Annotated in this window: 11 protein-coding genes; all 11 read right to left on the bottom strand. The window is 54.2% G+C overall.

The genetic code is table 11. The features are described from left to right. Positions 1–152: 152 nt before the first annotated feature. The 11 genes from AC3ITY_RS13875 to AC3ITY_RS13825 all read right to left on the bottom strand — a co-directional run bounded on the left by AC3ITY_RS13875 (position 153) and on the right by AC3ITY_RS13825 (position 14,486). Positions 153–368 carry a LysR substrate-binding domain-containing protein gene (locus AC3ITY_RS13875; protein ID WP_458369815.1) on the bottom strand — a complete coding sequence of 72 codons (216 nt, stop codon included), beginning with the start codon at positions 366–368 and terminating at the stop codon, positions 153–155. Between the two features lie 944 nt (positions 369–1,312). Beyond that, positions 1,313–2,596: an ABC transporter substrate-binding protein gene (locus AC3ITY_RS13870; protein ID WP_458369814.1), complete on the bottom strand. Its 1,284-nt coding sequence runs from the start codon at positions 2,594–2,596 to the stop codon at positions 1,313–1,315. A gap of 101 nt (positions 2,597–2,697) precedes the next feature. Further along, positions 2,698–3,966: a DUF1479 domain-containing protein gene (locus AC3ITY_RS13865; RefSeq protein WP_489309917.1), complete on the bottom strand. Its 1,269-nt coding sequence runs from the start codon at positions 3,964–3,966 to the stop codon at positions 2,698–2,700. A gap of 321 nt (positions 3,967–4,287) precedes the next feature. After that, on the bottom strand, positions 4,288–5,514 hold the full coding sequence (locus AC3ITY_RS13860) for a sugar MFS transporter (RefSeq protein ID WP_458369812.1): 1,227 nt from the start codon (positions 5,512–5,514) through the stop codon (positions 4,288–4,290). A 40-nt stretch (positions 5,515–5,554) separates the two neighbouring features. Next, positions 5,555–6,877: an MFS transporter gene (locus AC3ITY_RS13855; RefSeq protein ID WP_458369811.1), complete on the bottom strand. Its 1,323-nt coding sequence runs from the start codon at positions 6,875–6,877 to the stop codon at positions 5,555–5,557. A 78-nt stretch (positions 6,878–6,955) separates the two neighbouring features. Continuing rightward, positions 6,956–8,128 (bottom strand): dihydrodipicolinate synthase family protein, encoded by a 1,173-nt coding sequence (locus AC3ITY_RS13850; protein ID WP_458369810.1) that lies wholly within the window; start codon positions 8,126–8,128, stop codon positions 6,956–6,958. Beyond that, the gene (locus AC3ITY_RS13845; RefSeq protein ID WP_458369809.1) at positions 8,103–9,740 is read right to left on the bottom strand and encodes a GMC family oxidoreductase; all 1,638 of its coding nucleotides are present in this window, start codon (positions 9,738–9,740) and stop codon (positions 8,103–8,105) included. The genes AC3ITY_RS13850 and AC3ITY_RS13845 overlap by 26 nt, the downstream gene beginning before the upstream one ends. Before the next feature lie 8 nt (positions 9,741–9,748). After that, positions 9,749–10,534 carry a 3-ketoacyl-ACP reductase gene (locus AC3ITY_RS13840; RefSeq protein WP_458369808.1) on the bottom strand — a complete coding sequence of 262 codons (786 nt, stop codon included), beginning with the start codon at positions 10,532–10,534 and terminating at the stop codon, positions 9,749–9,751. A gap of 55 nt (positions 10,535–10,589) precedes the next feature. After that, positions 10,590–12,101, bottom strand: a complete 1,512-nt coding sequence (locus AC3ITY_RS13835; protein ID WP_458369807.1) for an aldehyde dehydrogenase family protein — start codon at positions 12,099–12,101, stop codon at positions 10,590–10,592. A gap of 1 nt (position 12,102) precedes the next feature. Then, on the bottom strand, positions 12,103–12,888 hold the full coding sequence (locus tag AC3ITY_RS13830) for an enoyl-CoA hydratase/isomerase family protein (RefSeq protein ID WP_458369806.1): 786 nt from the start codon (positions 12,886–12,888) through the stop codon (positions 12,103–12,105). Next, entirely contained in the window at positions 12,885–14,486 is a 1,602-nt protein-coding gene (locus tag AC3ITY_RS13825) for an acyl CoA:acetate/3-ketoacid CoA transferase (RefSeq protein ID WP_489309913.1), read from the bottom strand. Before AC3ITY_RS13825 ends, AC3ITY_RS13830 begins: the two co-directional genes overlap by 4 nt. Between the last annotated feature and the right edge of the window lie 94 nt (positions 14,487–14,580).

Here is a 14,580-nt window from a genome sequence, read left to right as displayed (position 1 = left end):
CTCCCCTTTGGTCGACTGAACTCAGTCGACCTTTTTGCAGGGCGCAGGGGATGCAAGCATAGTGAAATCTGTATTGCGGTAACGGGCTTGTTGCCTTGTATGCCTTTGAATCAGATGCCGTCATGCCTGCAATAACAATCGAGTGAATACTCTCAGACGCTTCCGGCTTGTTTGACAATCCAATCAACGAACAACTTCACCTCGGGAGCAGCACTGCGCTCTTCATTAAAAATGCAAAAGTAATCCATCTCCGCTGGAACCTTGAGTGGGAAAGGTTGCACAAGTGTCCCCTCACGCAGATCCCGCGATGAGTTGATTTCGTCGCTCAGTGCCACCCCAAATCCGTCTCTGGCAGCTTGTAGTGCCATTGCGATCCATCATCCTCGTGCAGTAGCCGATGATGAATAAGGTCTGCAGGTTGCTTCAGTCGCGAAGCTCTGGCGTAGATTCGCAACTTGATGGTCGAAATCTTTCAGACTCTCCTCGGCCAGGGCTTGCTTGTCCAGCGCAAGCGCATAAAGGCCAAACGAGGCTCGCCAGTCATCCAGGCTGCCCACTTTCGGAATCACCGTCGGTGCAATAAGGCTGAGCTGGTCAAAGAGTTGCCTGGATAAATGTTCCCTGCCTTTTCCTGAAGATACTCCGGCACCTGGCTACCGCCCCGAGCCGCCAACGCTCCCAGGGGATGAGTATCCAGCGTCAAACTGGCGTCGAGCGCAGTTTCCCCCAGTCTTACCGCTCGCTTGGGCACGCCGTTGATTCTGAGCATCCCATAGGTGCAATCCAAAGTCCGCTCTGCCGCTGTCGCGACATGGCACAACAGGCCAAGTGAAACGACTGCGGCCGTGAGATACCGAGCAAACGCGAAGCGTGAAGATACCAGCATGAAATCCAATGAAAAGTCCGAAGCAGAGCATGTGGGAGACGGACGCCATTCTAAAACCGCGGGGGCTGATTCGCCGCTCGGAAACCTTTAAGCAGCTATCGATTTTGGTTATCGATCACTATTAACAAGTGATGTGCGAGGTTGCCTAGATATCGCACTCAATAGAAGCGTCAGCGTAGCGGTACCTACTTGCTGCAATCCTCAGCTGTCGACGCTTACGCTTAATCTTGAACACCTTCGGAACGTCTTGAACGGGATAGTTTTGGTCCGATTGAAGTCCACGAGCCCTCTGTGAAATCTCAACTCAAACCGAAGATGGTCGGGACGCGAAACCTAAGGCAGCAGTATTCTAGCAACTGGAATCCCCTCAGATCATCCAAGGGGCTACCGCGTAATTGGCAGGTCTCCAATGCAATGAGCTAAACGCTACTGAGCAGCGGCTTTGATGGCCGAATACATCTGCTTGCCAGCTTTGCTCGGGTCGGCACTCTTGTCGCTCATGAAATTGCTGACCACATCGAAGATTGCCCCCTGCACTGCCTGGGAAGTGGACATGTTGAACGCCATACTTGGTTCCAACGTACCAGCCTCTTCGGCTTCGGCGAAATCTTTGGCGGAAGCTTGAGCACAGCTATCAAACTTGCTCATGTCCAGGCCCTTGATAACCGGTATTGAGCCTTTGTTCTGATTGAAGACGTACTGGAATTCCGGTTCCAGAGCGACCTTGGCCAAGTCGTCGCGCGCCGCATTGTTGCCGGGCGTATCCTTCTTCTTGGACAATTTGAACATGACCAGTGAATCAATCGTGTAGGTATAGCTCCCTTGCGAACCTGGGAAAGGTACACACTCGTAATCCGTACCGGCATTCTTACCGGCCGCCGTCCACTCGCTTTTGACCCAGTCCCCCATGATTTGCATGCCTGCCTTGCCATTGATGACCTTTGCCGCTTCCAGGTTCCAGTCCTGACCGGTTCCATCAGAATCCATGTAAGACTGCAGCTTACGAAGAGCGGCAAATACCTCGGTCATTTTCGAACCGGTAAGTGCTTTTTCATCATTATCAATAAAGGCCTTCTTGTAGCCGTCTGCTCCCATGATGCTTAGAACCAGATCTTCAAATACCGTGGTGTCTTGCCATGGTTGACCACCGTGAGCAATTGCAACAAAGCCAGCAGCCTTAAGCTTGTCGCCAGCAGCATAGAGCTCTTCCAAGGTTGTCGGGGCTTTAGCGATGCCAGCTTTCTTGAGCACCTCAGGGTTGATCCACAACCAGTTGATGCGATGGATGTTCACCGGTACCGCCACATAGAGGCCATCGTATTTCATGATGTCGGCAACGGTCTGAGGCAGCAGACTGTCCCAATTGTTTGCCTTGGCCACGTCATCGACGCTGATTAATAAGTCCAACTTGCCCCACTCCTGGATATCCGGCCCTTTTATCTGTGCGGCAGAAGGTGGGTTACCGGAGATGGCGCGGGTTTTGAGCACCGTCATGGCAGCAGCACCTCCACCACCCGCCACAGCGCTGTCTTGCCAAGTAAAGCCATCCTTCTCGACAATCTGTTTAAGCGCGTTCACAGATTTGGCTTCCCCCGCTGATGTCCACCAGTGAACGACTTCGACAGTGCCCTTGCTATCAGCAGCATGCACAACGAGAGGAAAAAAAGTGGCCAAGGAAATGACAGTGGCGAGGCGATTAATCGCGTTCATCTTTGTACCTTTTTTTGTTGTTATAACGGGCAAACGTCGCGCTTGCCGTGTGAGGAGTTCATCCAGCAATTGAGCAATACAACAAGGACAGCAGCTTGCTATCAGGAGATACCTAACCCGTTACGACCGATGGCATTCAACTGCTCCAACTTGAATCGGTCTTTCCATGCCGTTTCGTAGTGTTCTGGCGGAAAATCATCCGGCGACTCGCCTGCCTCAAAAGCTCTGCATACATCCTTTGCATATTTGATATTTTTTGGGCACATCGGAGCAGCCGGCACGTACATTACGTTGCCCCAGCCCTCTTGGTTCTCAACAGGGGCGACACTATGGATAACATCGCAGTGCCACCAAACTGAGTCTCCTGCATGCACGTTGGGAATGGGTGTCATCCCTTGAACCAAAAGCGGATGCCATTTTTGCGAAACCGGAAGTACCTTGCCCGGGGCAACACCACACAATTCATCTTCTGGAACGTCACTGAGCAGCGGACGCAGAAGCATGTAGGCCATAGCTTTGGGGATAGGCAATGTATGCAGCACTCCTTGATCGGCTTTCATGTCGGACAATGCAGTCCATCCTTGAAAGGTTCTAAACGCTGAGCACTTCACTGTGTCTTTGTAAGCATACTCATCGACCTCCGTGCGATGCGCCGCATCCCAAGGGTCGTAAGACTTGAAATCATTGTTGTAGATTTTGTCGAACACCTTCAAATAGGCAGGATGCAGCCATCGCTCCAAAGCACCGGAGTCTGTGTGTGGCCCTAGCCCTTTAGAAGTGGTACCTGGTGGACGGCGGCGCACGCGGTCAGGGTAAAGCGCGTTGACATCCGGGTTGAACCAGTCCTGACCATGGGAATGAATTTTCCATAGCCGATTCAGAAATGATTGCGCTGCGCCCATGCGCTCATCCTGACGCAGTTGCATCTGTGAGTTCGACCAATAAATCGGAAAAATCTCAGGCCGCGAAGCGTCAAGGTTTCCAAAAAACTGATCGACAGGCCCACGATAGATCCTGTCAAAATCGTTCCTATCGAGATACTCCAATAGGTTCTTGTCCCACGCCAAGACTTGCTCTTTAGGGAAGTGGTTTCTAATGACCAGGCAACCGCGACGTTTGATTTCCGCTAATTGCGCCGGCGTCACTTTTCCTCTGGCTATGGCGTCGAATTCGAGAACAGGCCACCCCGAGCCGGTCAGAGCCTGCTGCTCTTTGAGCGATGCGATTTCGGCCGCAATGAATTCGCTGACCTCGGCAAAAAGGGATTCCACATCGCCTATCTGCGCGCGCAACGCCTTTTTCATTTTGACGATGCTGTCTTTGTAATTTTCGGGAAGGGCAGCACTTTCGAAAGCTTGATACTTGCTCATGACACACCTGAATTCTTGTTTTTTCATACACGAATGAAAACACTGCAACAGGGTTTACAGCAGTCTCTTTACTAGCGTTGAACAATACGATTCTGGCGTTTTTATCTGTGTTTCCAGAACGATCGAGCCAGTGCTAGTGCTCGACCAACGGCTTTCTCACTCACAACGATGCACGTGCTGTCGAAAAAACACCGCATTGCCAGAATCAATTAGCGTGGAAAAGATTCAGGCAATGACGGTGAAAAGTGACCGCGGAGAGCTAACGCCACATCCAAAATCGTCAGCACGAGGGCTGCAGCATGGACAATCATCTGCAATTTTTCAGGCTCGGCCTCGCTGTTTGATGCCATAGGCCGCTACAACAAGAAAGCACAACAGAGGAACAAAAAATGCCAGAGAAGTGCCGTATGAATCTGCGATTGTTCCCATGCAGTAAGGAGCAATGGCACCACCAACAAGGGTCATCACCAAAAATGACCCTGCTTTCTTGGTGTGCCCACCCAGGTTTTTGACACCCATTGCAAAAATGCTGGGGTACATGATGGACATGAAAAAAAACACTCCAATCAACGCGTAGACGGAGAATTCCTCAATGCCAGCGACGGCAACAGCGCACAAGACAGCATTGATGCATCCATACCCGATCAACATCGCCGCTGCGGGCAGATAGCGCATCAACCAGGTGCTGATGAATCGACCGACCATGAAGCTGAGCATTGCTATGGAAAGCAGGTAGGACGCTTTTTGCGTCGTCATACCGTTCCAGTGCTCCATGGCATAGTTGATGAAAAACGCTCCAACGCCGACCTGTGCTGCGATGTAGAAAAACTGCGCAACCAGTGCCCCGGTAAAGTTTCGATACGACCAAAGGGAGCGAGTAATACCAGCCTTATCGGAGTCAGAGCGTTGCACTTGTATTTCAGGCAGTGGAGTAACGGCGAATACCCCCATCATCAGAATGACGACGAAACCGAGACAGGCATACGTCAGCATCACCGGATCGAACGAGAAGCCAACAAGAGTAACTGGTGGGGCAAAGAACAGCGACCCACCAATCAGCGGCCCTACAAACACACCAAGACCGTTGAATGATTGGGCAAAGTTGAGCCGTCGCTCTGCAGTTTCAGGGGCACCTAACACCGAAGCGTATAGGTTCGCCGCCGTTTCCAGACAACCCAGTCCACAGGCCAGAACGAACAGTGCACCCACGAATGCAGCAAAGGTACCCATCTGGGTTGCCGGGATGAATAGCAATGCGCCCAAGGCGAAAAGTGCCAGGCCAACCAGAATCCCCGCTTTGTAACCGCATCGATTCATGAACGCACCGACGGGTAACGCCACAATGAAGTAAGCGCCGAAGTAAGCAGCCTGAATGAAACCTGACTGCGCCTTGCTGACATGCAGAGAATCCTGGAAATGCTTGTTCAGCACATCCAACAAACCGTGTGAAAGGCCCCACATAAAAAACAGGCTGGTCACTAAAATGAAGACGATTTTGGTCGCCGACGGTGCAGTTGCCTGCACCGATATTTCAAGTTGAACGTTCATACGAGCCTCGTGTTACTGGATGGTGTTGCCTACCCAAGGATCAAACATTTATGTCTGAACCGCGTGTTTCGGGTGCAAAGAACGTTGCAACAAACGAGATACCCGCCAGCACCACGACGTAGGTCGCTACGGGCCAATAATGGTTACCAGACCAACTCAGGAGTGCCGCCGCAACGAAGGGCGCAATACCGCCAGATGCTAGTGCTGCAAACTCCTTGCTGACAGCGATACCGGTATAGCGATATCGGGCATCAAACAGTTCTGGAAAATAAGCGGCCTGCACGGAATACATGCCGAAGGCGCCCAGACTGATGGCTACAACCATGCTCAACACAATCAACGTTGAGTCCATGGAGTTGAACAGCCAGAACGCTGGAAATGCCCAGAGCGCGGCGATCAGAGAAGTGACGCGATACATGATCCGACGGCCCAGACGGTCGGACAAATAACCAATGAACGGAATGGTAAACACTGACAATGCTGCGGCTGTAATCAGCCCAATCGTGCCGACAGACTTATCGACCATTAGTACTTTTGCGAGGTAGCTGAGGGCGAACACCTGGTACAAGTAAGAGGTGCCGTTTTCTCCAATTCGCAGGCAGCACGCTACAACCAGATTCTTACGGGAGTAGCGCAGGAGGTCTTTGACCGGCTGTTTGCTTGCGAGCTTCTTGCGTTTGATTTCCTCAAACACAGGACTTTCCTTCACCTGAAGCCTGATCACGATGCCGACTGCGATCACGACCACGCTGAATAGAAAAGGAATGCGCCAGCCCCAGGACATGAAATCTTCCTGGGGCAGTTGCTGAACGGCCCAGAACATTCCCGCCGCCATAAGGATCCCGATGATGATCCCGGCAAATGGAAGAGAGGCATAAAAACCTCGTGTTTCTTTGGGTGCGAACTCCGCAACGATCAACGAGGCGCCCGCTTGCTCAGCTCCAGAACCAAATCCTTGAAGCAGTCGTAATAGCACCAGGAGACCAGTCGCCCAGACACCTATGTCCGCATAGGTCGGCAGCAAGCCGATGAGCAGTGTCGAAATACCCATCAACAGGACAGTGGATACCAGCACAAACTTGCGACCTTTGCGGTCGCCAACCCTACCGAAGAACAGGCCACCAAAGGGCCTTGCGACGAACCCAACAGCGTAAGTCGCGAAGATCGCCAAAAGTGCAGATGCCTTATCCATTCCTGGAAAAAACAACTCCGAAAAAACCAGTGCGGACGCCGTCCCGTAGATGGAGAAGTCATACCACTCCATCGCGCTACCTGCGACGCTCGCCATAATGACCCGATGAAGGTCTTTCTTCTTAACCACCGCAGTGGATGTTGTTGGAACACTGCTAGCCATGGTGCTCATGGTGAACCTCTTATTATTGTTGTGGTGCACAGCGAGACCCACACAGGTGAGCCTCACCATCAAATAAAGCCGCTATCTCTATCCAGTTATCCCACCACAGACAGATGCCAGTCCCTTCATGCGCTCCACAGCAAGCTCAGGCTGAATCAGCACGCCTGCTTGATCCGCAAGGCGGAAGACCTCGCTGTAGTGCGATAGGGAGCGTGCAGACTGCATGCCACCCAACATGCTGAAGTGATCCTGGTGACCATTGAGCCAAGCCAGCAATACAACGCCAGCCTTGTAATAGCGCGTCGGCGCTTTGAAGATCTCGCGTGATAGCGCTACGGTCGGGTTCATCAGCGCTTGATAGCGGGCCACGTCGCCATCGGTCAGAGCTGCCAAGGCATGGGCAGCCACTGGAGCGATAGGGTCGAAAATCCCCAGAAGCGCGTGGGAATGGTGAGTCGCATCGCCAGCAATCAATTCACCAAAGTTGAAGTCATCGCCGGTATACAACTTCACGCCTTCAGGCAGACGACGGCGCAATTCAACTTCCCACTCGGCTTCCAGCAGCGAGATCTTAATGCCGTCGACTTTGTCGACGTTGGATTCAATGATCGACAGCACGGTGTTCATGGCAGTGGGTACATCGGTACTGCCCCAATAACCGCGCAGGTTGGCGTCAAACATCTCGCCCAGCCAATGAAGGACAACCTTTTGGCGTGCCTCGCCCAGCAGGATTGAATAGACCTTTTCATAGTCCTCCCCACTCTTGGCTACTGCACAGAGTGCGCGGCTGGCCATCAGGATGGCGCTGCCGCCGACACTATCGACGACCTCAAACTGCTCCCGATAAGCGCCCAGAACGTCATCCATGGTTGTCGACGGCGTAACGACCAACTGATCTGTGCCCACACCACAGCTCAATTCAGCGCCTTCGATTTGCCGGGCGTGAGTCACGCTACGACGAATCAGCTCGGCAGAATCCTTCCAGCCCAAGCCCATGCCGCGCTGGGCAGTGTCCATAGCCTCAGCAACCTTGAAGCCAAGGCTCCACAGGTACTCTCGAAAGCCCATAGTTTTGTCCCAGTCAATGGCGACTGTTTCGTCCCATGGATTGGCTGGACGGGCAGGATCAACCACAACATGCGCAGCGGCGTAAGCAATGCGGCTCAAAGGGCGCTTTTGAAAGGTTGCGTAAGGTGCATCCGCATTTTGCAGCGAGTAGCGTTCAACACGGCCATCAAGCGTAGGCAGCAGAATTTTCATGAGACTTTTCCTCTGATTGGGGGGCTTTGCCAAGAATGAGATCTGCCGCTTTCTCGGCGATCATGATGGTCGGAGCATTGGTGTTGCTGCTGTTGAGACGAGGCATGATCGACGCATCAACCACGCGCAACCTGTCGATGCCATGCACCTTCAGCTCGGTGGAAACTACGGCGTCTTCACCGTTACCCATGCGGCAAGTACCGGCTGGGTGGTGGTCGGTCTTGGCGTTGGCACAGGCGTATTCAAAAAGCTGCTCGTCACTGAACACATCCAGGCCTGGCAAGCGCTCTGCCAGCACAAAGCGCTGGAGCGCCGGCTGCGCAAGAATCTGACGTGCCAGACGCAACCCTTTAATGGACATCTCACGGTCATAAGGATCGGAGAAGTAGTTAGGGTCGATCAGCGGTGCATCGGATGGGTTGGCACTCGCCAAACGCACCGTACCGCGAGAGCGAGGCCGCAGGTAGGCCGAGTTCAACGTTACGCCTGGGTTTTTCATCTGAGCGACGCCAGCCTCAATGCCGGAACCAAGCCCGAGATGGAACTGGATATCCGGCGACCGCGCTTGCGAGTCGGCGTACCAGAAGCCACCGGTCTCGAACAGACTGGACGCTACCGGCCCCTTCTTCAGCAACAGGTATTGGAGCCCCGCCCATGCCGCCATGTGTGGTTTGCCATAGGGGTCGTAGGTGTGATTACCGGTGCATTCCGCGATAGCAAAAAGATCGAGGTGATCCTGCAGATTGGAGCCGACACCTGGGAGTGCGTGTTCAAGCGTAATGCCGACTTCGCTCAAATGGTCTGCCGGGCCAATACCTGATTGCATCAGCAGCTTGGGAGAGCCGATTGCACCGCTGCTGACGATGACTTCGCGGTCTGCATAGTAAGGCGTCGATTCGCTCGCGCCTTTGGGCACCACTTCGACGCCAATGGCACGCTTGTCCTTGATAATCACGCGCCGAGTAAATGCGCCCAGCATGACTGTCAGGTTGGATCGCCCCATCGCTGGACGCAGATACGCTGCCGACGTAGATGAGCGCTTGGCATTCAACTGGGTGAGTTGGTAGTAGCCCAACCCATCCTGAGCAGCCCCGTTAAAGTCCGGGTTGTAAGGAATCCCCATCTCTTGTCCGGCCTGGAAAAAAGCTTCACAGATCGGCAGAGGGCTGATTGGGTTTGAGACCCCCAATGGCCCTTGATACCCGTGATACTGATTGGCATAGCGCTGGTTATTTTCAGCACGTTTGAAGTAAGGCAAAACGTCCTTGTACGCCCAGCCTTCAGCGCCGCATTCGCTCGCCCACTCGTCGTAGTCCGCCGCCGCACCCCGTGTGTAGATCTGCGCATTGATAGAAGACCCGCCACCGATAACCTTGGCTTGGGTGTATCGCAATACGCGGTTCTTCAGGTGCTTCTGCGGCACGGTCGACCAGCCCCAGGAGCCTCTGCCCTTGGTCATCTTCGCAAAGCCTGCCGGCATGCTGAAGAGAGGGTGGCTATCGCCGCCACCGGCCTCTAGGAGCAGCACCTTGTTGCTTGGATTTGCGCTGAGTCGATTGGCGAGCACACACCCCGCCGAGCCACCACCAACGATGATGAAGTCGTATCTCATGACAGCACTCACAGGCGTGGGATGGCGAGCCCGCCATCGGCATGAATGACAGAGCCAGTCGCGAAACCGAACTGCCCGGAAGCCAAAGAGCTGACTATCGAAGCAATATCACTGGTTTCACCCCAACGGCCCATTGGTACCAAACCGTCCTTGAAGCGCTGCTCGTACTTGTCGGCGACGCCGGCTGTCATGTCGGTACGAATGACCCCAGGACGGACTTCAAACACACCAATGTTTTCTGGTGCCAGGCGTAAAGCGAAAAGCTTTGTCGCCATGCCGAGACCCGCTTTCGACATACAGTATTCGCCACGCTCAGGTGACGCCATTTCCACGCTGACACTGGAAACGTTGATGATGCTGCGCGGCTGCTCAGAAGACGCCTGGATCATCTGTTTTGCGACCTGTTGCGTCAGGAAAAATGTCCCCCGCAAGTTGGTTTCCAGTACCTGGTCAAAGGCTACCGGTTTCATGTCCAGCAGATCGCCGCGAACCGGTGAACCAATCCCAGCATTGTTCACCAGGCAGTCAACTACACCGCCCCATACCTGCACGCGCTCAAGCAACTGAGCATGTGCCTCAAGACTTTGTAGCTCGCTCGCAACCGCCAGGCCACGTCCGCCTAAGGTTTCAATCTCCGCACACAACTGCTGTGCAACTTCATCTTCATTACGACAGGTAAAGGCAACGTCAAAACCGTCACGAGCCAACCGCAGGACGATTGCGGCACCAATACCGCGACGTCCTCCGGTGACCAATGCTACTGGGCGTTTTGTAATTTTGTTGTTATTTGTCATGGCTTCATTCTCAACATTTGGAACGTTCCAATTTTTATACAAATGAGCGCGAAAATTACTTCGGCAACCACCAGTTCGTACGCTCGCCAATGTGCAATTGGACAGTTTTCTGCTCGGTGTAGTCTTCGACTGCGTGACGGCCCAGTTCCCGACCCAATCCGGAGTCACGGAAGCCACCGAAAGGTAATTCAGCGAAACCATCGAGGAAGGTGTTTACCCATACGGTGCCAGCGTCAATTTTCCGAGCAGCCTTCAGGCAGACATCGATGTCTTTGCTCCACACTGCAGCCGAGAGGCCGTAGCAGGTGTCGTTGGCCAGCGCGATAGCTTCGTCTGCCGATTCGAAAGTCAATACCGACAGAACAGGGCCAAAGACCTCTTCCCGGGCAATGGTCATGTCAGGGGTGACACCGGTGACGATGGTCGGTTGAATGTAGAGCCCACGTTCCGTGCCGTGACGTTCGCCACCCAAGCTGATGGTCGCACCGGCCTCTCTGGCCTCATCAATGGCAGCTTGGATACCGCCCATTTGCATTTCGCTAATGATTGCGCCGACCTTCACGTCTGGATGCAGCGGGTCACCCACCGGAACCTGGCGGGTACGCTCGATTACGGCTTGGGTAAAGCGTTCAGCGATATCTTTGTGCACCAGGATGCGACTGCCGCTATTGCAGCATTCGCCAGCGTTGAAATAGACGCCAAATACAACGGCATCCACGGCAGCGTCCCAATCACAATCTGGGAAAATGATCTGCGGGTTTTTGCCGCCCAGTTCCAGGGAAACTTTTTTCAGTGCGGCGCCGGCTTCGGCTGCAACCAGGCGCCCTACTCGCGTGGAGCCAGTGAACGAGACCATGTCGACTTTCGGGTGGCCGACCAACGGCTGACCCACGGCAGGGCCAAGGCCAGTCACGATGTTTACGACGCCTTTTGGCAAGCCCGCTTCAAGGAGGATTTCGCCCAGCATCAGGGTAGTGCCATTCGTGAGTTCACTTGGTTTGATCACAGCGGTGCAACCCGCAGCCAAAGCGAAGGGCAGTTTCTGACTCAGAATCCAGATCGGAAAATTCCACGGGGTGATCATCGATACCACGCCGACCGGTTGACGCAACACAACCCCCAGGTGCGACTCGCCCAAGGTGTTGTAGCTCTCACCGTGAAGGTTGCGTGCAAGAGACGCCGCATATTTCCACAGGTCAACGCAGCCACTGACTTCGCCACGAGCCTGGGTCAACGGTTTGCCGGTTTCCAGACATTCGATGAGTGCCATCTCTTCCACTCGGGCAGAAATACCGTCGGCCACTTTGAGCAACACATCGGCCCGCTCACGTGCAGACATGTTTGGCCAGGTGCCTTCATCAAAGGCTGCTCGGGCAGCATCAATGGCCCGTTCGGCATCAGCACGTGCAGCGTTAGGGTAGATGCCAACCACTACGTCATGAGCCGGGCTACGGCGTTCCGCCTGATCGCCACTCTGCGCATCACACAGTTCGCCATTGATCAGCATGCGGCCTTTGTACGGGGCCCCAATAATCTCGGCGCTGTTATCTACGGTCAAAAACTTCATTTCAAACTCCTTGGTAATCGGCTGGTCGACGTTCGTTGAAGCTGACTAAGCCTTCTTGTGCGTCGTTGGTGGTGGCGGCCAGTGCTCCAGCCATCCCCTCAAGCACGGCAGCTACATTGGTGCCAGTGCCCGCGTCGATGAGTTGTTTCGTGAGTTGCACCGAGATCGGCGCCTGCTTACTGATTTGATGTGCCAGCTCCAGGGCATGGGCCACAACATTTCCAGGCTCGGTGATGTCTTGAACCAATCCAACGCGCTGAGCTTCAGCTGCATCGATACGTCGCCCCGTTAAAGCCATCAGCTTCACCTGACTGGGGCCAATCAACTTGACCAAGCGCTGTGTTCCCGACCAGCCTGGGCAAGTCGCGATACCCGCCTCAGGCAATGCAAAGGTGGCGTTCGGTGCAGACACACGAATATCGGCGGTTGCCAGCAACTCAAGCCCACCACCAAATGCGTGACCGTTGATCGCTGCAATGACAGGCAGGCGCAGATTTGCCCAAGCATCGAATACACGATGCCCGTCTCGCACCCACTGTCGCCACATATCCAGAGGCTGCAGACCTGACCACACTTGAATATCGGCGCCCACGCAGAAGGCACGGTCACCGGTGGCGCTCAGTACCACTGCCCGTAGATCTGTGCGTTTATCCAAATCAAGCGCAATCTGACCTAACTGGGCAATCATTTCTGGAGTTAGCGCATGGAGCTTGCCTGGGCGCTCAAGTCGAACGACTGCAACCGTTTTTTGAATTTCTAGTGATACAAAACCTTCTACTGAGCTCATGCTTGGTGCTCCTTCATTTGCAGCCCCATCAGCGCATCAGTAAAAAGTCGAGGGCTCATAACTCGTACTTCGTCTGCTACAAGCAGCGGGAACTCTGCTTGGGCGAGAACATCTTTTTCCAAGTCCAGGCCAGGTGCGATTTCAGTCACCATTAGGCCATTGGTGGTCAGTTTCATCACGCAACGCTCAGTGACATAGGTGACGTCCTGCCCACGTTCCAATGCCATGCGACCACTGAAGGTCACGTGATCCACGTCCTCGACCAACTTGCGGGATTTACCGTCTTGCAAGATATTCAGACGCCCGTCATCCACAGACAGTTTGGCGCCGGCAGTGAAGAAGCCGGAGAACACAATGCGCTTGGCGTGGGTAGTGATGTCGACAAAGCCGCCGCAGCCAGCAGTGAGGTAAGGCTTTCCTGGCAGCTTCGAAACGTTGACGTTGCCGAACCGGTCGATCTGCAGGAAAGACAGCAAGGTCAGATCGAAGCCACCGCCTTGAAAATAGGTGAATTGAGCTGAAGACGGCATGATTGCGTCCGCGTTTGCTGCACAACCGAATGCGAAGCCCAGCAGCGGCATTCCGCCGACGGCGCCTTGCTCAATGACCCAGGTAGCGGCGCCGTGGTAACCCTCTTCCAACAGGATCCTAGGCACGTTTGCCGAGATGCCAAAACCCAAATTCACAGCCATACCCTTCTCAACTTGCATGGCGGCGCGACGAGCGATGACCTTTTCGGCGCCCCAGGGCGCAAACTCAAATGCTGATTCCGGCTGTTGGATTTCACCGCTGATGGCAGGGTCGTAAACAACTTGAGTGGTCTGCATTTGACCCGGCGCCACGACGATATGGTCAACCAGGTTGCAGGGAACATGTACATCGTGAGGCTTCAACGAACCGGCACGCACGACTCGTTTCACCTGAGCGATGACGATGCCGCCGTTATTGCGAACGGCCAAGGCCTGATCAAGAGCACCGAGTAAACCGCCTTCGTGTTCGTAAGAAAGGTTGCCGCGCTCGTCAGCGGTGGTCGCACGAATGATCGCGACCTTTGGAATGACGGTTGGGAAAAATAACCACTGCTCGCCCGCAAACAACACCTTCTCAACGATAGGCATCTCGGCAGCCAAAGCATTCATCGCACAGCCCTGGCGAGCTGGGTCAGCGAAGGTATCCAGCCCCACTTTGGTCAACACACCAGGACGCTTGGCCGCTGCGTCCTTGTGCAGATCAAACAAGATGCCGCTTGGCACGTTGTACGCTGCGATCTCGTTATCAGTGATCATCCGCCAGATCTCTGGCATCGGCATCGAAGAAGGGCCACTTGGATATGAGCCAGCCATCACTTTGCTGATCAGACCTGGTTGTGCCAGATGCTCAATGCCTTTGATGCCGTACATATCACCAGCGGCAATGGGGTGCAGCATTGTCAGACCTGCAGGGTGTGCAGAATTGCGATAACGCTCCCCTACAGCAGCTAACACTGCGTCGGGGCATGCAAGGCCACTGGATGAGCTGACGGTGACGGTATCTCCGTCGTGGATCAGGCTCGCAGCCTGCTCAGCAGTAATGAGCTTTTTCATAAATATTTTCGCCATATTGAAATCGTAATGGCAGCGCTGATGAAGCGACTGTCGTCTCAGTGTCTAGGACTAAAACCAGCGAGGTTTGCGCTTACGGCCAACCCCAAGG

It is taken from the genome of Pseudomonas sp. GL_091, from assembly GCF_057837725.1.
This window is presented reverse-complemented; position numbering and strand designations above follow the sequence as displayed.

Bases quoted from the DNA above. Each gene is read 5' to 3' on its own strand.
- AC3ITY_RS13875 (WP_458369815.1), bottom strand. From the start codon at position 368: ATGGCACTACAAGCTGCCAGAGACGGATTTGGGGTGGCACTGAGCGAC.
- AC3ITY_RS13870 (WP_458369814.1), bottom strand. From the start codon at position 2,596: ATGAACGCGATTAATCGCCTCGCCACTGTCATTTCCTTGGCCACTTTT.
- AC3ITY_RS13865 (WP_489309917.1), bottom strand. From the start codon at position 3,966: ATGAGCAAGTATCAAGCTTTCGAAAGTGCTGCCCTTCCCGAAAATTAC.
- AC3ITY_RS13860 (WP_458369812.1), bottom strand. From the start codon at position 5,514: ATGAACGTTCAACTTGAAATATCGGTGCAGGCAACTGCACCGTCGGCG.
- AC3ITY_RS13855 (WP_458369811.1), bottom strand. From the start codon at position 6,877: ATGAGCACCATGGCTAGCAGTGTTCCAACAACATCCACTGCGGTGGTT.
- AC3ITY_RS13850 (WP_458369810.1), bottom strand. From the start codon at position 8,128: ATGAAAATTCTGCTGCCTACGCTTGATGGCCGTGTTGAACGCTACTCG.
- AC3ITY_RS13845 (WP_458369809.1), bottom strand. From the start codon at position 9,740: ATGAGATACGACTTCATCATCGTTGGTGGTGGCTCGGCGGGGTGTGTG.
- AC3ITY_RS13840 (WP_458369808.1), bottom strand. From the start codon at position 10,534: ATGACAAATAACAACAAAATTACAAAACGCCCAGTAGCATTGGTCACC.
- AC3ITY_RS13835 (WP_458369807.1), bottom strand. From the start codon at position 12,101: ATGAAGTTTTTGACCGTAGATAACAGCGCCGAGATTATTGGGGCCCCG.
- AC3ITY_RS13830 (WP_458369806.1), bottom strand. From the start codon at position 12,888: ATGAGCTCAGTAGAAGGTTTTGTATCACTAGAAATTCAAAAAACGGTT.
- AC3ITY_RS13825 (WP_489309913.1), bottom strand. From the start codon at position 14,486: ATGGCGAAAATATTTATGAAAAAGCTCATTACTGCTGAGCAGGCTGCG.